The organism is Maritimibacter sp. (genome assembly GCF_016774595.1).
Classification (GTDB): Bacteria; Pseudomonadota; Alphaproteobacteria; order Rhodobacterales; family Rhodobacteraceae; genus Maritimibacter; species Maritimibacter alkaliphilus.
In genome coordinates this window covers 966,705-983,191 of sequence record NZ_JACBWT010000001.1, presented here as the reverse complement: position 1 = coordinate 983,191, position 16,487 = coordinate 966,705, and the positions used below count along the sequence as shown (strand labels likewise).

At 63.9% G+C, this 16,487-nt stretch carries 19 protein-coding genes and 1 pseudogene; 9 read left to right on the top strand and 11 right to left on the bottom strand.

What is annotated here, in order from left to right:
- The first annotated feature begins 6 nt into the window (after window positions 1-6).
- From proS to HOY44_RS04895, 7 genes and pseudogenes are all read left to right on the top strand, one after another.
- Window positions 7-1,341 (top strand): proline--tRNA ligase, encoded by a 1,335-nt coding sequence (gene proS / locus HOY44_RS04925; protein WP_287433402.1) that lies wholly within the window; start codon window positions 7-9, stop codon window positions 1,339-1,341.
- Entirely contained in the window at window positions 1,338-1,826 is a 489-nt protein-coding gene (locus tag HOY44_RS04920; protein ID WP_287433400.1) for an HXXEE domain-containing protein, read from the top strand. Before proS ends, HOY44_RS04920 begins: the two co-directional genes overlap by 4 nt.
- A gap of 55 nt (window positions 1,827-1,881) precedes the next feature.
- Window positions 1,882-2,376: a DUF2937 family protein gene (locus tag HOY44_RS04915; RefSeq protein WP_040885229.1), complete on the top strand. Its 495-nt coding sequence runs from the start codon at window positions 1,882-1,884 to the stop codon at window positions 2,374-2,376.
- Window positions 2,377-2,387: 11 nt separating this feature from the next.
- On the top strand, window positions 2,388-2,777 hold the full coding sequence (locus HOY44_RS04910; protein WP_287433398.1) for a hypothetical protein: 390 nt from the start codon (window positions 2,388-2,390) through the stop codon (window positions 2,775-2,777).
- A gap of 72 nt (window positions 2,778-2,849) precedes the next feature.
- Complete coding sequence (locus tag HOY44_RS04905) at window positions 2,850-4,097, top strand: lipoprotein-releasing ABC transporter permease subunit (protein WP_287434725.1); 1,248 nt, start codon at window positions 2,850-2,852, stop codon at window positions 4,095-4,097.
- Window positions 4,090-4,620 (top strand): annotated as a pseudogene (locus HOY44_RS04900) (ABC transporter ATP-binding protein); the annotation flags it as partial. The gene HOY44_RS04905 and the pseudogene HOY44_RS04900, both read left to right, overlap by 8 nt.
- A gap of 224 nt (window positions 4,621-4,844) precedes the next feature.
- A complete protein-coding gene (locus HOY44_RS04895) occupies window positions 4,845-5,318 on the top strand; it encodes a L,D-transpeptidase (protein WP_287433396.1) in 474 nt (157 codons plus the stop codon).
- 155 nt (window positions 5,319-5,473) lie between these two features.
- On the opposite strand, the gene HOY44_RS04890 is transcribed toward HOY44_RS04895, so the two are convergent.
- From HOY44_RS04890 to HOY44_RS04865, 6 genes are all read right to left on the bottom strand, one after another.
- Window positions 5,474-5,917, bottom strand: coding sequence for a DMT family transporter (locus tag HOY44_RS04890; protein ID WP_008334539.1), 444 nt, complete (start codon window positions 5,915-5,917; stop codon window positions 5,474-5,476).
- Complete coding sequence (locus tag HOY44_RS04885; protein ID WP_287433391.1) at window positions 5,914-6,318, bottom strand: PaaI family thioesterase; 405 nt, start codon at window positions 6,316-6,318, stop codon at window positions 5,914-5,916. Before HOY44_RS04885 ends, HOY44_RS04890 begins: the two co-directional genes overlap by 4 nt.
- Window positions 6,319-6,357: 39 nt before the next feature.
- Window positions 6,358-6,957 (bottom strand): PAS domain-containing protein, encoded by a 600-nt coding sequence (locus HOY44_RS04880; RefSeq protein ID WP_287433389.1) that lies wholly within the window; start codon window positions 6,955-6,957, stop codon window positions 6,358-6,360.
- Between the two features lie 75 nt (window positions 6,958-7,032).
- On the bottom strand, window positions 7,033-9,606 hold the full coding sequence (locus HOY44_RS04875; RefSeq protein ID WP_287433387.1) for an HWE histidine kinase domain-containing protein: 2,574 nt from the start codon (window positions 9,604-9,606) through the stop codon (window positions 7,033-7,035).
- Window positions 9,603-10,181 carry a heme oxygenase-like domain-containing protein gene (locus HOY44_RS04870; RefSeq protein WP_287433385.1) on the bottom strand — a complete coding sequence of 193 codons (579 nt, stop codon included), beginning with the start codon at window positions 10,179-10,181 and terminating at the stop codon, window positions 9,603-9,605. Before HOY44_RS04870 ends, HOY44_RS04875 begins: the two co-directional genes overlap by 4 nt.
- A gap of 82 nt (window positions 10,182-10,263) precedes the next feature.
- A complete protein-coding gene (locus HOY44_RS04865) occupies window positions 10,264-10,872 on the bottom strand; it encodes an exopolysaccharide biosynthesis protein (RefSeq protein WP_287433383.1) in 609 nt (202 codons plus the stop codon).
- A gap of 105 nt (window positions 10,873-10,977) precedes the next feature.
- Here HOY44_RS04865 and HOY44_RS04860 point away from each other — a divergent pair, with 105 nt between their 5' ends.
- Window positions 10,978-11,499 carry a pyridoxamine 5'-phosphate oxidase family protein gene (locus HOY44_RS04860; RefSeq protein ID WP_008334554.1) on the top strand — a complete coding sequence of 174 codons (522 nt, stop codon included), beginning with the start codon at window positions 10,978-10,980 and terminating at the stop codon, window positions 11,497-11,499.
- Window positions 11,500-11,529: 30 nt separating this feature from the next.
- Here HOY44_RS04860 and HOY44_RS04855 read toward each other — a convergent pair whose 3' ends face one another.
- Both HOY44_RS04855 and HOY44_RS04850 read right to left on the bottom strand, forming a co-directional pair.
- Window positions 11,530-12,099 (bottom strand): hypothetical protein, encoded by a 570-nt coding sequence (locus HOY44_RS04855; protein WP_287433381.1) that lies wholly within the window; start codon window positions 12,097-12,099, stop codon window positions 11,530-11,532.
- 89 nt (window positions 12,100-12,188) lie between these two features.
- On the bottom strand, window positions 12,189-12,584 hold the full coding sequence (locus tag HOY44_RS04850; protein WP_287433379.1) for a hypothetical protein: 396 nt from the start codon (window positions 12,582-12,584) through the stop codon (window positions 12,189-12,191).
- Between the two features lie 114 nt (window positions 12,585-12,698).
- Here HOY44_RS04850 and HOY44_RS04845 point away from each other — a divergent pair, with 114 nt between their 5' ends.
- Window positions 12,699-13,094 carry a c-type cytochrome gene (locus tag HOY44_RS04845; protein WP_287433378.1) on the top strand — a complete coding sequence of 132 codons (396 nt, stop codon included), beginning with the start codon at window positions 12,699-12,701 and terminating at the stop codon, window positions 13,092-13,094.
- Window positions 13,095-13,140: 46 nt separating this feature from the next.
- Here HOY44_RS04845 and HOY44_RS04840 read toward each other — a convergent pair whose 3' ends face one another.
- From HOY44_RS04840 to parE, 3 genes are all read right to left on the bottom strand, one after another.
- Window positions 13,141-13,437: a hypothetical protein gene (locus tag HOY44_RS04840; RefSeq protein WP_287433377.1), complete on the bottom strand. Its 297-nt coding sequence runs from the start codon at window positions 13,435-13,437 to the stop codon at window positions 13,141-13,143.
- Window positions 13,438-13,784: 347 nt separating this feature from the next.
- Window positions 13,785-14,471: an HNH endonuclease gene (locus tag HOY44_RS04835; RefSeq protein ID WP_287433375.1), complete on the bottom strand. Its 687-nt coding sequence runs from the start codon at window positions 14,469-14,471 to the stop codon at window positions 13,785-13,787.
- A 12-nt stretch (window positions 14,472-14,483) separates the two neighbouring features.
- Window positions 14,484-16,436, bottom strand: coding sequence for a DNA topoisomerase IV subunit B (gene parE / locus HOY44_RS04830; RefSeq protein ID WP_287433374.1), 1,953 nt, complete (start codon window positions 16,434-16,436; stop codon window positions 14,484-14,486).
- Between the last annotated feature and the right edge of the window lie 51 nt (window positions 16,437-16,487).

Below are 16,487 nucleotides of genomic sequence, written 5' to 3'. Positions count from 1 at the left end.
GTTTCCATGCGCCTGTCCCGCTACTTCCTGCCCGTTCTCAAGGAGACGCCGTCCGAGGCGCAGATCGCCAGTCACCGCCTGATGTTGCGGGCCGGGATGATCAAGCAGCAGGCGGCGGGGATCTATTCGTGGCTTCCGCTGGGCTACAAGGTGCTCAAAAACATCGAGCGGATCGTGCATGAAGAGCAGCAGCGCGCGGGTCACATCCCGATCCTGATGCCGACGCTGCAATCGGCTGATCTGTGGCGCGAATCCGGGCGCTACGACGATTACGGGCAGGAGATGCTGCGCATCACCGACCGCCACGGGCGCGACATGCTCTATGGTCCGACGAACGAAGAGATGGTGACGGATATCTTCCGCGCCCATGTCGGCAGCTACAAGGATCTGCCGCTCACGCTTTACCACATCCAGTGGAAATTCCGGGACGAGATCCGCCCGCGGTTCGGCGTGATGCGGGGCCGCGAGTTCTTCATGAAGGACGGCTACACCTTCGACCTGACCCGCGAAGATGCGCTGCATGCCTATAACCGCCACCTCGTTAGCTACCTGCGCACCTATGAGCGCATGGGGCTTCAGGCGATCCCGATGCGGGCCGATGGCGGGCCGATCGGCGGCGACTACACCCACGAATTCCTCGTGCTGGCCGAAACCGGCGAATCCGAGGTGTTCTATGACAGCGAGATCACCGATCTGAAATTCGGCGACCGCGAAATCGACTATGACAGCGTCGAGGCCTGTCAGGCTGTGCTGGAAGAGTTCACCTCGCGCTACGCCCGCACGGACGAAACCCATGACGAGGCGCTGTTCAACGAAATCCCCGAAGAGCGCCGCCGCGTGGCGCGCGGGATCGAGGTCGGCCAGATCTTCTACTTCGGCACCAAGTATTCCGAGGCCATGGGGGCCACGGTGCAGGACAGCGACGGCAACAAGGTTCCGGTCGAGATGGGGTCGCACGGGATCGGCGTCAGCCGCCTTGTCGGGGCCCTGATCGAAGCGAACCACGACGACAAGGGCATCATCTGGCCCGAGGGCGTGACGCCGTTCCACTGCGGGATCGTCAACCTCAAGCAGGGCGATGACGAGGCCGACGCGGCCTGTGAGGCGCTTTACAAGGCGCTGACCGCCGCCGGGCTCGAGCCGCTTTACGACGACCGCAACGAACGCGCAGGCGGCAAGTTCGCGACGATGGACCTGATCGGTCTGCCGTGGCGCATCACGGTTGGGCCGCGCGGGCTCAAGAACGGTGTGGTCGAGCTGACGTCGCGCCGCACGGGCGAGAGCGAGGAACTGGCGCCGGAGGCCGCCGTCGCCAAGGTGCGCGAGATCTACGGGGTGTGATTTCGCGGCGCGAGGTCACCGAGCCGCAAGGGCTGTTTCATCCCTGCCGGGCTTACAGCTACGCGGCCATCGCGTTCATGCTCCATTCGATCGAAGAGCTGGAAGGGCTGGCGGCGTGGGTGGCGGCGCGGAACCTGCCGGTGGTCATCACCGCACCGCAACTGTCGCAGGCGATCACGTGGCTCGCCATCGCGGTTTTGGGTATCCTGATCGTCGGGCGGACGGTGACGAACCGCCCGGTCCAGATCATCGTCGCGGGCGTCGTCGGCGCGCTTCTGGCGAACGTGGTCAGCCACGTGGGCCTCAGCCTCGCGACCTGGACCTATATGCCGGGAACGGCCACCGCGCTGGCGCTGGTTCTGCCCTCTTGTCTTTGGCTTTACCGGCACATGGCCTTGGCTGACCCGGCGCGGCTGGTGGCCGCGGGCATCGGGGTGCTTGCCATGGCGCCGGTCACGTGGGTCGCGCTGGCGCTTGCCGCGTGACTTGACCGACGCCGCGCCAACGCCCAGACTCGCGCCCAAAAAAGGAGTGGAGCAGATGCGTATTCTGGCCCTTGCAGGCGGCATTGTCGGCGCGCTTGGCCTGTCGCAGTTTCCCGAGTTCTCGCAGCAGTATGTCCAGCGCCTGTCGGGCGCCGTGGATGAGTTGCGCGCGGTGACCGTCGTGTTCGACGGGGCGGCCAGTGCGGCCGGCCTGACACGTGAAGAGGCGTTGCGCGAAATGCAGTCGGGCAATTCCGGCCTCGTCGCCAGTGTGGGGTCGGGGATCGGCGAGCGGATCGCGCGGTATGAGCGGCTCAACGCCGATTACGAGGCGCTGGCACCCGCCACGCCGGTCGCGCGGCTGGCGAACGTCTGGCGTTTCCGTGATGAGGAACTTGTGGAGCGGACGTGGGAGCATTATCAACCCGCCGTGCCGGTCACCGTGGATGGCGCCATCACGGCGGGGATCGGGTTCGTCGCCGGATGGGCGGTGGTCGGCGGTCTGATCGCGCTTCTGCTCAGACCCTTCCGCCGCCGCCGCTACGCCTGAAAGGAATTGCCATGCCCATGCAGATGCGCTTCGCGCTGATTTCCGCGGGACTTTTGTTCGTCATGCCGCTGCTCGCGGGCATCCTGAAAGCCAGCGTGTTCTGGTGCCTCGCGATCTACGCGGTCTTCATCCTGAACGCGGCCATCGGGGCCAAGCGGGTCGGGCGCGAAGGCGGGCTGAAATCGATGCAGACGATTCTCATCACGCAGGGCGTGATGATCCTGATCTTCTATCTCATTGGCCGGTTCATCAACCTGATCGCCATGTCGGGCGACCGGGTGGACCTGACGCCGCTGCATTACGGGATCTTCGCCGTGATCGCGCTGGCGGCCATCGGGGCCGGCATGATCGCGTCGAAAAAGCCCGCGACTCCCGCCGAAACGGACACCAGCGACGCCTGAGGGCGCGCCGGTTACAGATCAGAAAGCCCGACCGTGGCCAACCGCACAGCCCCGTTTTCCCGTTTCGAATGGATGATCGCCTGGCGCTACCTGCGCGCGCGCCGGGCCGAAGGGGGCGTGTCCACGATGACGTGGATATCGCTGATCGGCATCACGCTCGCCGTGGCCGCGCTTATCATCACCCTGGCCGTGCGCACCGGGTTCCGGGCCGAATTCGTCGACACGATCCTCGGCGCGAACGCCCATGTCACGGTCTATACGGCGGGCGAGGTCACTGCGCAGGGCAACCTCGACCGGACGCTCAAGGATTATGACGCATGGGCCGACCGGATTGCCGGGGTCGAAGGCGTCACCCGGGCCGCGCCTCTGGTCAAGGGTCAGGTCATGGCCAACAACCAGGACCGTAACATCGGGGTTCAGATCTTCGGCATCCGCGCCGATGACCTGAAGACCATCCCCGGTATCGTGAACAACGAGACCTCGACCGGGAATATCGACGATTTTCAGGACGGGGTCGCCATCGGCCTTGGCGTCGCGCGGGAACTTGGGCTGGGGCTGGGCGACAAGATCCGCCTGATTTCCCCCAACGGGGTCAAGACGGCGTTCGGCACCAGCCCGCGCGTCAATGTCTACGACGTGAAGTATATCTTTTCCGCCGGCCGCTACGACATCGACGCCACCCGCGTCTACCTGCCCTTCCAAGAGGCGCAGTCCTATTTCAACAAGGAAGGATCGGCGGACGAGATCGAGGTCATGGTCGAGGACCCGGAAGAGATCAACCGCTATGTCGGTGCGGTGCTGGCGGCGGCTGGCGACGGTTCGCTCGTCTGGACGTGGGAGGACAGCGCGGGGTCGTTCCTGCGCGCGCTCGAGATCGAGGACAACGTGATGTTCATCATCCTGTCGGTGCTCGTGCTGATCGCGTCGATGAACATCGTCTCGGGCCTCATCATGCTGGTCAAGAACAAGGGGCGTGACATCGGCATCCTGCGGACTATCGGGTTGACCGAAGGGTCGGTCCTGCGCGTCTTTTTCCTGTGCGGGTCGGTCACGGGCATCGCGGGAACCGTGTTCGGCGTCATCCTCGGCTGCCTGTTCGCGATCTATATCGACCCGATCTTCGCCTTCGTGAACTACCTGTCGGGCGGCGGGGTCTGGGATCCGTCGATCCGGGGCATCTATGCGCTGCCCGCCAAGCTGCAACTGGGCGACGTGCTGTCGGCCGTGGGCATGTCGCTGGGCCTGAGCTTCATCGTCACGATCTTTCCGGCCCGCCGCGCCGCCCGGATGAACCCGGTGGAGGCGCTGCGCTATGAGTGATGTGCTGACGCTGGAAAGGATCGAAAAGGTCTACAACGCGGGCGAACCGGGCGAGGTCTCGGTGCTGAAAGGTGCGGATATTGCAATCGCACCCGGTGAGGTCGTGGCCCTCGTCGCGCCCTCGGGCGCCGGGAAATCCACGCTCCTGCACATCGCCGGTCTGCTCGACACGCCATCGGCGGGCCGCGTCGCCATCGGGGGCGAGGACGTGACCGATCTGGGCGACCGCCGCCGCACCGCGCTGCGCCGCTCGAAGATCGGGTTCATCTACCAGTTCCATCACCTGCTGCCGGAGTTCACGGCGGCCGAGAACATCATCCTGCCGCAGCTTGCGAACGGGGCCGCGCAGGGCACCGCGAAGGCGCGGGCGGCGATGCTGCTCGACCGTGTGGGCGTCGCGCACCGTGCCAGCCATCGCCCCGCCGAACTGTCGGGCGGCGAGCAACAGCGCGTGGCGTTCTGCCGGGCGCTGGCGAATGCGCCGGAGCTTCTGCTGGCCGACGAGCCGACCGGGAACCTCGACCCCGAAACCTCGGACCGGGTGTTCGGGGCGCTCATGGATCTAGTCCGTGAAACCGGGCTGTCGGCCCTGATCGCGACGCACAATCACGACCTCGCCGCGCGGATGGACCGGATCGTGCACCTTGATGGTGGGATGGTCACACCCAAGACGTGATACGACACATACCTCTTGCCGAATCGAGGTGACCCCCCAATCATTGAGTCGTATTTAGGGGGATACACCATATGTTGCGTAAACGACTTTCCATGCTCGCGCCGATCCTGGCCGCGACGATATTTTCCACGACCACGGCGCCTGCCAGCGCGGAAGAGGTCTTTTCATCATCCAACCGAGCGAACCAGCGGATCGTGGTGCGCGTCGACGTGTCGGAGCAGCGGATGACCGTGATTCAGGGCGGTCAAAGGCTTTACGACTGGGATGTGTCGACGGCGCGCGTGGGGAAATACACGCCGCGCGGCACGTTCCAGCCGCAGTTCTTTTCGCCCAATCACCGCTCGTCGAAATACGGCGGCGCGCCGATGCCGTGGTCGGTGTTCTACGACGGCGACTATGCGATCCACGGCACCGATGCGATCAGCCGGCTCGGCGCACCGGCCTCGGCCGGGTGCGTGCGACTGCATCCGGACAATGCCAAGCTCCTCTACGCGATGATCTTCGAGGCCGGGAAGGCAGAGACCTTCATCGTCGTTCAGGACTAGGTCCGGTTCGAAAACTGTGCGGGCTTGCGCCCGCGCAGGTCTTGCGCCGTCCCGCCTTCGGCGGGTCGTCGCGATGGGGGGAGGCCAGCCTCCCCCGTCTCGCCCTTTGGGGCGAGACTCCCCCTCCGAGGTATTTGAAGACCGAAGAAGCCGGATCAGGCTTTCTGAGTGAGCCAGACCCCGACCGCCATGAGGGCGATGCCCGCCGCCCGGGTCAGGCTGATCGGCGAAATGCGCGCGCCGAAGAGGCCGAACTGGTCGATCAGGGCGGCCGAGACGAGTTGCCCCAGCAGAACGAAGAACACCGCGTTGCCGACGCCGAAGCGGGGCGCGACGAAGGTGATCGAGAGCACGTAGAAGGCCACGAAGAACCCGCCGGTGAGCAGCACTTTCGGCGCATCCCCGAGCCGCGCGATGGCCGAGGGGCCGGTGAGGAGCGCGGCGATCAGGCCGATGGTGAAGGCGAGGCCGAAGGTCACGATGCCGGTGGCGAAGGGATTGCCGATCTTCTGACCCAGCTGCGAATTGATCGCGGCGAAGACGGGGATGCCGATCCCGGCGATCAGCATGGTCAGGGCGTAGCCGGTCGTGCCGTTCATGGGACCATGTAGGTTGCGGTGGCCGTGGCCACGGGTTTGTCGGAGGGTTCCGCGATCATCGTCGCATCGGCGAAGAGCACGGCCTTTCCGGCCCGCACCACGCGGGCGTGGCAGGCGACCCGCTCGCCCGCGCCGGGCCGGAGGAACACCGTGTCGAGGTTGGTGGTCGCCACAGGTTTGAATTCGCCGTAGTGGCCGATGGCGGCGAAGACCATCGCGGTGTCGGCCAGCGTCGCCAGTGCCTGACCCGAAACGATCCCGCCGACGCGGGCGATGTGGTCCGTTACGGGGATGGACAGGGTCGCGCCGTCCGGCCCGATCGCGTCGATGCGCATGTCGAGCGCGCTGACCCAGGGGGCGAACATGTCTGCGAGGATTTTTTGGGCGGTTTCAGGCGTCATGGCGGCCACAATGTCCGTAACACTCGCGCCGATCAAGCCTCAACCTGCGTGGGGTTCGCTGTCACGGTCCATGAGGCCGCGCAGATCGTCGATCGCCGCGCTCGCGCGGTCCGCCGCGCCCCCGAGGTCTTCGGCGATCTGGGCGGTCATGTCCTTATCCAGCCCGCGTTTCATGAGTCGGGCGGAGGAGGCCGAGACGTTGGCGAGGTTGGCGAAGGCGTGCAGCGCGCTGGGCAGGGCCATCACGATGTCACGGTCGCGTGCGCCCGCGTCGGAGGTGAGGGCGAGGACGGTTCTGACGCCGCTGCCCTCGGCCATCAGGGGCAGGGTGCGCACGGCGCGCGGTTCGTCCTCTCCGGCCAACTGCCCGGTGAAGGTCGCGACGGCCCCGTCGAGCGCCTGTTCCAGCGCGGCGCGCGCCTCGGGCGCCGTGTTCTGCGCCCAAAGGGCCGACCAGGATGCGCCGCAGATGTCTTCGGCCTGCTTTCCGATCAGGGCGGCGCCCCGGCGGTTCACGGCGACCACTTCGCCCGCCTCGTCGACGAGTTTGGCGCAGATGCCGGCCGCGTCTGCAAGAAGGTCAATCAGCGCGTGAAGCACCGATGCGTCGATCGCATTGGATTTGAAGACGAGATCCAACTTGTCCTCCTTGGGCAATAAGTCGGAGCCTCAGTATCGTTTGAGGTGACTAATGACAAGCTTGACGCGAAGATATCAGCGCGACATCGCCTTGGCAAAAGCACTGCGCAGGCTTTCGTTCGAGAAGGGTTTCTGAACGACGGGGCAGGGTGGATAGCTTTCGATCAGTTCCGGGGTCTCGCCATAGCCCGTGGACAGCACGAAGGGCACGCCGAGTTCGGCCAGCCGTTTGGCCACCGGCACGGATTGTTCGTCACCGAGATTCACGTCGAGCAGCGCGAAGTCGAGCTTGTGGCTTTCGACGATATCGAGCGCCTCTTTCACCGAGGCGGCGATCTTGACGGTCTTCGCCCCGAATTCTTCGAGGATGCCCTGCGCGTCCATCGCGATGATGAGCGTGTCTTCGACGATCAGGCCGACCCCCTGAAGCGTGAGTTTCTGCGCGGCCTTCGACGGGGGCGGCGGCGCGACGGGCGCGTGGTCTTCTTCCTGCACCCCGGCTATGTGGCCCTTGGGAATGTGGAAATGCGCTTCGACGCCGGAAATCTTGTAGTCGATCCGCGCTTCGCCCTTAAGCTCGTGCGGGATGGACAGCTCGATGATGGTGGAGCCGAAGCCCCGGCGGCTCGGCGCCTTGACCGGGGGGCCGCCCGCCTCGCGCCAGTCGATCGAGATTCCGCCCTTGGCATCTTCGGTGATCTGGATCGTGACCGTGCCGGACTGATCGCAGAGCGCGCCGTATTTCATGGAATTCGTCGCCATCTCGTGAACCACCAGCGCGACGTTCGTGAAGGCGGTGGGCGACAGGAGCGCATCGGGGCCGTTCACGATCACGCGTTGCGACTTGGCCTCGGCATAGGCCTCGAATTCGCAGCGGATCAGTTCCTTCAGCGGCGCCGGCTCCCACCGGTCGCGGGTGAGCTGGTCGTGGGCGCGGGCGAGGGATTGGATGCGGCCGTCGAGGCGGCTGGTGAAATCCGCGACGCTGCCGGTGTCGGACTTGGTCTGAGACACCAGCCCCTGCATCAGGTTGAGGATGTTGCGCACGCGGTGATTGAGTTCGGAAATCAGAAGCTGCTGTTGCTCCTGAGCGCGCTTGCGTTCCTCGGCGGTGGCGTCCGTCACCTTTAGGAAAATCTCGAGCAGCACGACGCGAAGCTGGTCGGCGGCATGTTCGGCGTGATCGGTCCAGGCTTCGGACTTGCCTTCGACATCCTGTTGCCAGGTCTCGAAGCTCTTGCGCGGGGTCAGACGGGTGCCGTTGGGGCCGACCTCGACCGCCTTGGTCGGGTCGCCGGCCCAGTTCACCTTTTCCGTCACCGGCCGGCGGCACAGGACGAGGTAGTCGCGGGGAAAGCGCGATACGGGAATGGCGAGGATGCCCGCAGCCCGGTCGACGAAGGAAGCAGCGGCGGGCAGGATACGCGACAGGTCTTCGGTGGAGAAGATGCCGGGGGTCGGCGCATCGTCCAGCAACTTGGCGATATGCTCGAATTCCTCGGCGGTGGGGGTCGTCCCCGTCGCACTGAATTTGCCGTCGTGATAGAGCACCATGCCGTCGTGCGGGATCACGCGCTGGATGTCGGGCGAGAGCGAGAACAGGCTTTCGTCAAGCGCCAGACCATCGGCCATATGCGCCATGATCCGGGTCTGAAGCCGCGCGGTATCGTCCTGCGCGCGCGACCGGATGCGGGCCTGATATTGACCCAGCTCGAACGAAAAGAGATGCGCGAACAGTTCGACCGCCGTGCGCCGTTCATAGTCGATGTAGCGCGGCGAATTGTGGTGGCAGGCGAACAGCCCCCAAAGCTCGCCGTCCTTCATGATCGACACCGACATCGAGGCTTCGATGCCCATGTTGTGCAGGTATTCGATATGGATGGGCGATACCGCACGGGTCACGGCGAGGGACAGGTCGATCGGCTTGCCTTCGGCATCCACACCGGGACGGATGACCGATCCGGGGTCTTCGACATCCGCGATCAGGCGCAGGAGCGCGCGTTTGTATAGCGCACGGGCCTGAACGGGGATGTCCGAGGCCGGGAAATTGAGACCCAGATAGCGTGTTTCGCCATCGGACCGGCACTCGCCGATCACACGGCCCGAGTGGTCCGGCTGGAATTCGTAGACCATGACGCTGTCGAACCCGGCGATCTCGGCAAGGCCACGGGCGGCGTCGTCGGCCAGTTGCGCGAGATCCTTGGTCGTGTCGATGTTCTGGATGAGGGGATAGACCTCGCTCATCACGTCGCTGCCGCGTTCGGCGGCCTTGGGTTCGAATTCGAGGATCAGATACTGGTCGCTCTGGTGCAGCGACAGGTCGAACAGTCGTCCGTTGTTCTTGAGTTCGACGCCGAAAAGGCGGACCGCCGTCTGGGTGATGTCGCCCCGCGTCATGGCGGTGCGGAGGCGGGCGATGGCGCTGGCGTCGACGATCTCGTCGATGTTCTGGCCGATCACCTCGCCGTCGTCGTGGTCGAGGATCGTGCCAAGGTTTTCCGAGGCGTGCTGGATGACCCAATCAGGCGACAGTGCCACGAGCGCGCCGTAGGACTGGACGCGACCGAGCAGGTGGATCGGCTCACGGTCGCAGTTGGTCAGGTCGACGGGCGTGCCGGGATCGATGTGGCGGATGGTGGGTTCGTTCACGTTGCCGCCTTTGCGAAGGTAAGCCTGCCCGCTTGCGCATAAAGCGCATAGCCTGCCCGGGTGTCGTCGATCAAGCGTCTTGCGGCGTCGCTGACAGGGTCCACATCGCCCAGCTTGGCGCAGACTGCCACCCATTGGCTCCGCCGGTCGGTCGGCTGGAAGAACCGGGGGAGAGGCGCGATACCGGCCCGCGTCGCGCGCACGCGCATCGCATCCACGCCCATCTGCGAGCCGAGCACGAGATAGGCACCGGCCAGTCCCGACAGCGGGCGCGTCGGCTGCACCACGGGGGCGCGCTGGTTCAGATCCGCACAGTCTTGGGCGAGGCGGTCGATCAGGTCGGGCAGGATCACGGCGATCTCGGGCGCGTCGGATCGCGCGGTGGCGTCGCGGATGGCCGACAGGGCGGCATGCTGGGCCGCAAGGAACGGCGCCATGTAGGCCGCCGGATCGTCCATGAACGGGGCGAAGAGCCGCTCGGAAGCGTCATGGTCCTCGCGCGTCATCTCGCGCAGGGTCACCCGGAACGAGCGACGGGACGGTGCCTCGGCCGCTACCTTAGTAAGACTGTTCATATCAGGTAGATGTATCCCAAATCCACGACTTCCCCAAGACCAAGCCGCAAGAAATGTTATTGTTCCATCCCAAAATCAAAAATTAGGCGAGCAGGTATTGGCCGAGTGCGAAAGCGCCCACGATCGTCGACAGTCCGAGCAACACCAAAAGCCCGTCCCGCGTCACCATCGCGACCGCCATGACGGCCACCGCGAAGCCGAGAAGGGACGATGTGAAGGGCACAAGCTCCAGCACCGGCATCATGGCTCCGGCCAGCAGGCAGATGATCTGCGGCACGATCAGCAGAGGTGGCTCGACCAACATGCAAACCCGTTGCCGGGTCACCCGGTCGAGAAACAGCGCGGGCGGGCACAGCCAGTCGAGCGCCTTGCGGATACGCTCACGTGGCGCGTGGCGCCGCATGATCCAGTCGGGCAGCCAGACGTGATCGCGCCGGGCGATCATCTGGAACGCGATCAGCGCGATCGAAATGCCGCAGATCGAGGACAGGCCGGGGATACCGCTCGCCGGACTCGCCACGATCATCGCGGGCAGCATCAGAAGCGGTGCGAAGGACGCGCGCCCCATCGCTTCGACCACATCGCGCACCGACACCTCGTCCCCGTCCAGCGAAAAGCGCGCCCGGTTGAGGATTCCGGCGACGCTTTCGGGCCGGGTTGTGGGGGTCATGTTCGTGTCTGCGGTCGTCATAGATGCCTGCCTTGTCCGGGGAGTTAACGCCGCCCGCCCGGAACGGTTCCCCCTTGCGGAACCGGAACGACGGCGCGGCGTTGGGACATCGAAAGGAGACATTCGATGTCAGAACTCAAGAAAGCCAAGACCGATCCGACCGACGTTTTCTGGGGCACCGCCGAGGACACGCGCTTTGGAATGCTGGGTCTCAAGGGCAAGGATCAGCACCTTCAGCCCATGACGCATTTCGTGGATCGCGACACCAATTCGCTGTGGTTCATGACCAGCCGCGACACCGACCTCGCAAAGGCCGCGGGCGAAGGCTGGCAGACCAAGATGAGCGGTGACGGCACCGAAGCGTGGTTCATCCTCGTGTCCAAGGGGCAGGACGTGCAGATCTGCTGCAAGGGGCGGCTGCACTATTCCGACGAGATGGAGAAGCACAAGGAACTGTGGAACCCGGTCGCGGGCGCATGGTTCGATGGGCCCGAAGATCCGAAGCTCGCCGTATATCGGCTGGAACTGGAAGAGGCCGCGATCTGGGCCTCGACCGATTCTAGCTTCGTCTTCGCTTGGGAAATCGCCAAGGCGCACGCCAAGGACGAAGACCCGGACGTGGGCACACATACCGTCATCAACTTCTGAAGACGCGCCCGCGCGCGCAGGGCCGATCCGTTATTGAAACGGGTCGGCCTTTTTCGAGTTTCCACCGCCCTCGAAGGGGTCGGACCGCGATCCGACCGCATCGAGGTAGCTTTCGGTGCAGGACATGACCTCGTTCATCGCCATATTCGTGCCGCGCAGGGAAAAGTCGCCCAGCTCGGTGCCGCGATAGGTCCAGACCATGTGGTTCGACCGTTGGAACTCCCGCACGAAATTCCCGGCGCTGTCCGAGGTGGCGGGGAACAGGTTGTAAAGCCCGCGCCGTCCGTCGACATCGGTGCCGTACATGGTGATGTCCCAGGGCGGGCGGCGGTCGAAGCGGACGACTAGCTTATAGGCTTCGTCCACCGCTATGGAATCCCAATGATGGTTCAAGATCGCGACGCGCAGGCCAAGGTCGCTGGTCGAGGTGTCGAGACCGAAGAAAACGAAACTGTCGTTGTCGTATTCCGCGATGGCCGCGCAGGCGCCGTAAGCCTCGTAAAAGTTGACGTCCCACCAGCCGATCGTTTTCCACGTGATGACGTCTTGGGCGGCGGCCGGCGTGGCGACGACGGCAAAGGCGAGGGCAATGGCGCGCATCTGTAGCTCCCGATGGACAAGCGTTTCCATCAGGTTAGCAAGAGTTCGCCGAATCGCCAAACCCGCTGAACGCGGGTCTGGCCGGTGCGTCAGTTGAGCAGGTTCGACACGATGCCGATCGCCTCGACTACAGTCTGCGTGTCGCGGATGATGCTGTAGATCTGGTCGCCCTGACGAACGTAGATCTGGTTCGAGGGAAGCGCGGGCAGGCCATAGGTCGTGGGCTGTTCGATGATCGTATAGTTCCGGATCACCGTCACGTTTTCCTCGCGGATGATCGTGATGTCATCGTCGTCATGGCGCTCGCGCTCATAGACGACATCGCCGCCGTTGCGGCAGCTTTCGATCTTCTTGCAGTGACCCGGCGGGATCTTCCCGACGCCCCATCCGGTGCCGTTGTTGTGGTTGTTCGGTTTCGCCGCGAGCGGGGCGGCCATCGCGACGGCGCAGACGGCGGCGAGTGCGGATTTGGTGAGTGTGGACATGCTGTCCTCCTTTTCCTTTTCGTCTGTTTAACGCAAGGTGGGGCCGAAGGGTTCAGCGGGTGTCCGCGTATGGCGAGGGACCGCCGATGAACCGGGACGGACGGGAGAAGCGACATGAAACCAATGCTTTGGCTGGTCCCCGTGGCGATGTTCGTCGCGGGGTGCGAGATGGATGGGACGGCGGATGGAGCGAAATCCGGCGCCCAGCTTTACGGCGAATACTGTGCGGCCTGTCACGGCCCGTCGGGCTCCGGGGGGGTGGACGTGGGCGGCAAGACGACGCCCGACCTGACCATGCTCGCCAAGAACAACGGCGGCACCTTCCCGATGACCTACGTGATGTCGACCATCGACGGCTATGCCCGCGACGACACGCACGGGCCGATGCCGCGCTTCGGTGACCTGATCGACAGCCCGGTGGTCAACTGGGTCGATGAAGAGGGCACACCGACCCCCACGCCGCAGGCGCTGATCCGGCTGGCGGAATACGTCGAAGGGCTGCAAGACTGAGCCGATCTCGGGCGCGCGCTGTGCGGCGTGAGTTGTCGTTGTCTCGTCACTGGGTGACGACGGTCCCCTTGGGCGTCAGGACCGAGGCATTGGCCCGCGCCATGCGGTAGATGTGATCGTTGAACTGCACATACATCTCATGCGCCGAAAGCGGCGGCAGACCATGCGCGGCGGGGTTCGCGATGATGCGGTAATCCTGCTGCGCGACACCCAGCGCCACCTCGGTCGGCTCAGTGGGCCGGTCGGTCGTGTCCTGCGCGGTGGCGGGGATGCCCACGAGAAAGCCCGCACCGGACAGGGCGAGGCTGAGGGCAATGGCGGAGACGGCGATTGTATTGGTCATAGCTGTTGTCCTGTTGGCAGCGTTTGATGTGCCAACGTCTCGAGGACGGTGAGCGGTTCCATGCCGAGGGGGAAACAATCGGGTGTTGGGTTTGGGCAACGGTGGGGGCGACGTGCACGACGTGACAGCCTTCAGTGGCGCCAGTGGTGACGCTTCGCCCTTGCCACCCCGTCACTTGTCGGCATGCCGACAAGTGAGCGCCCGAACCTCCTCAAAGAGGCGGGCGCAGAGAACTTGCCGTACTCTGTGGAAATTTCTAGCGTGATAGTTGCTGTGGCAGTTCACACAGTTGAAATCAAAGTAGCCGACATGAACATTCGGTTTGTGGGCGCCAGCGCTTCCCCTAGTTATACTAGCTTGAACGCTCTCCAGCGTTCCTTAAAATCTCTTAGGGCTGGTCCAGACTTAGGCAAGCGAACTATCGCCTCCATTCGGTCGTCTTCACTAACCTCCTCAGAGAAGTGCACCTTTCCGGTGGATGGACAAATTGCCATCATGTCAGCATCGAAAAGGCGATGAAGATCTGCCCGTAAGAGAAGGGAGTTAGCTATTAGATTGGACCCGTGCATTGAAACAGGCACAACGTGCGCGGCTTCAAGTGAGCGCATAGTCGTGCAAGAAGATACTGCGCACTCGCCACCGTAGAGTTTCAGGACTTTTCTGCGAAATTCAGCTTGATCCCGCCTCGAAATTCTTTCGATCCGTTCGATGCGTTGCTGTTCAATCTCCGTGTCGCGTTTGATTTTTTCCGGTGTCACGATATTTCTAGAGGGCTTGATGTATACGACATCGATCCCTTTTTTCGATCTTCCGGTAATGTATGCCGCGACATTCACTGATTGAAAGTCGTCAATAGGACCGCGCTGAAAATCTGTCTCAATCGCCCGTCTGGCGGCGTCCTTCATTGGAAAAAGCTTTCCCTCAAACGATAGCCAATAAGAAGTATTGTAGGCTTTCCGAAGTTCAATCTCGCCCAAGGAGGCTTTCTTCAGTATTTTTCTCAACGTCTTTGATCGAAATGCATCTTTCTGCACAGAATTACCCTCCTAAACATCCAACTCCTCCACAAACCTAGCGTTCTCCTGAATATACTGGAACCGTAGCTCCGGCTTCTTGCCCATCAGGCGTTCCACCAGATCGCCGGTTTCGCCGGGTTCGTCCTCGTCGATGGTCACGCGGATGAGTTTCCGGGTGTTCGGGTCCATCGTCGTCTCTTTCAGATCCTTCGCGTCCATCTCGCCCAGACCCTTGAACCGCTGGACGTCGATCTTGCCCTTGCCGCCCAGACCCTTGGCCATCCATTCGTCCTTCTCGGCGTCGTCGGCCACGTAAAGCCGCTTGGCGCCTTGCGTGAGACGGTAAAGCGGCGGGCAGGCGAGATACAGGTGGCCGTGGTCGATCAGCGGGCGCATCTGGCTGAAGAAGAACGTCATCAGCAGCGCCGCGATATGCGCGCCGTCCACGTCGGCGTCGGTCATGATGATGACCTTGTCATAGCGCAGGTCGTCGACGCGGAACTTGGTGCCCATCCCGACGCCGAGCGCCTGACACAGGTCGTTAATCTCCTGGTTCTGGCCCAGCTTGCTCGACGCCGCGCCGAGCACGTTCAGGATCTTGCCCCGAAGCGGCAGGAGGGCCTGTGTCTTGCGGTCCCGGCCCATCTTGGCCGAGCCGCCCGCGCTGTCGCCCTCGACAAGGAAAATCTCGGTGCCTTCGCGGTTGGTGGCCGAACAATCGACCAGCTTGCCGGGCAGGCGCAGTTTCTTGGTGGCCGATTTGCGCTGCGTCTCTTTTTCCTGCCGCCGCCGCAGCCGTTCCTCGGCCCGAAGCACGAGAAAGTCGAGGATCGCGCCCGCAGATTTCGTGTCGGCGGCAAGCCAGTTGTCGAAGTGGTCGCGCACCGCGCCCTCGACCATCTTGGCGGCAGCCTCGGTGGACAGCCGGTCCTTGGTCTGACCGACGAAGGCCGGGTCGGCGATGAAGGTCGAAACCAGCGCGCAGCCGCCCGTGAGCAGGTCGTCGCGGTTGATCTGGGCGGCCTTCTTGTTGCCGACCAGTTCGCCGTAGGCCTTGATCCCCTTGAGGATCGCGGCCCAGAACCCCGCGACGTGGGTGCCGCCCTCGGGCGTCGGCACGGTGTTACAGTAGGACTGGATGAAGCCGTCGCGCGCGGGCGTCCAGTTGATCGCCCATTCGACATAGCCCGGTTCGCCGAACTTCTCGCGGAATTCGACCTTGCCCGCGAACCCGGTGTCGGAATAGGTCGAGGCGGTTCCCAACACCTCTTTCAGATAGTCCTTGAGACCGCCGGGGAAGTGGAACGTCGCCTCGGTCGGCGTCTCGCCGTCGTCGATGGCCGATTTCCAGCGAATCTCGACGCCGGAATAGAGATAGGCTTTGGAGCGGGCGAGGGTGAAGAGCCGCTTGGGCTTGAACCGATGCGAGCCGAAGATCTGGTCGTCGGCATGGAAGGTGACCGAGGTGCCGCGCCGGTTGGGCGCCGCGCCGACCTTTTCCACGGGGCCAAGGGGCAGCCCGCGCGAAAAGCGTTGCTCGAACAGCTCCTTGTTCTTGGCGACCTGCACCACGAGGCTGTCGGACAGCGCGTTCACCACCGACGAGCCGACGCCGTGCAGACCGCCGGAGGTCTGGTAGGCCTTGCCGGAGAATTTGCCGCCCGCGTGGAGCGTGCAGAGGATGACCTCGAGCGCGGATTTGTCGGGGAACTTGGGGTGCGGGTCGATCGGGATGCCGCGCCCGTTGTCGGTGACGGTGACGGAATAGTCCCCATGCAGCTCCACCTCGATCCGGGTGGCGTGGCCCGCCACGGCCTCGTCCATAGAGTTGTCGAGGATTTCCGCGACCATATGGTGCAGCGCCCGTTCGTCCGTGCCGCCGATATACATGCCGGGGCGCTGACGGACGGGTTCGAGCCCTTCGAGCACCTCGATGGATGAGGCGTCGTAGTCGTCGGACGGATTGGTGAGGAGATCGCTCATGTGCCGCTGCTCTTTTTGTCGGTTTGTTGCCGGGCATTATGGCAGGGGTGC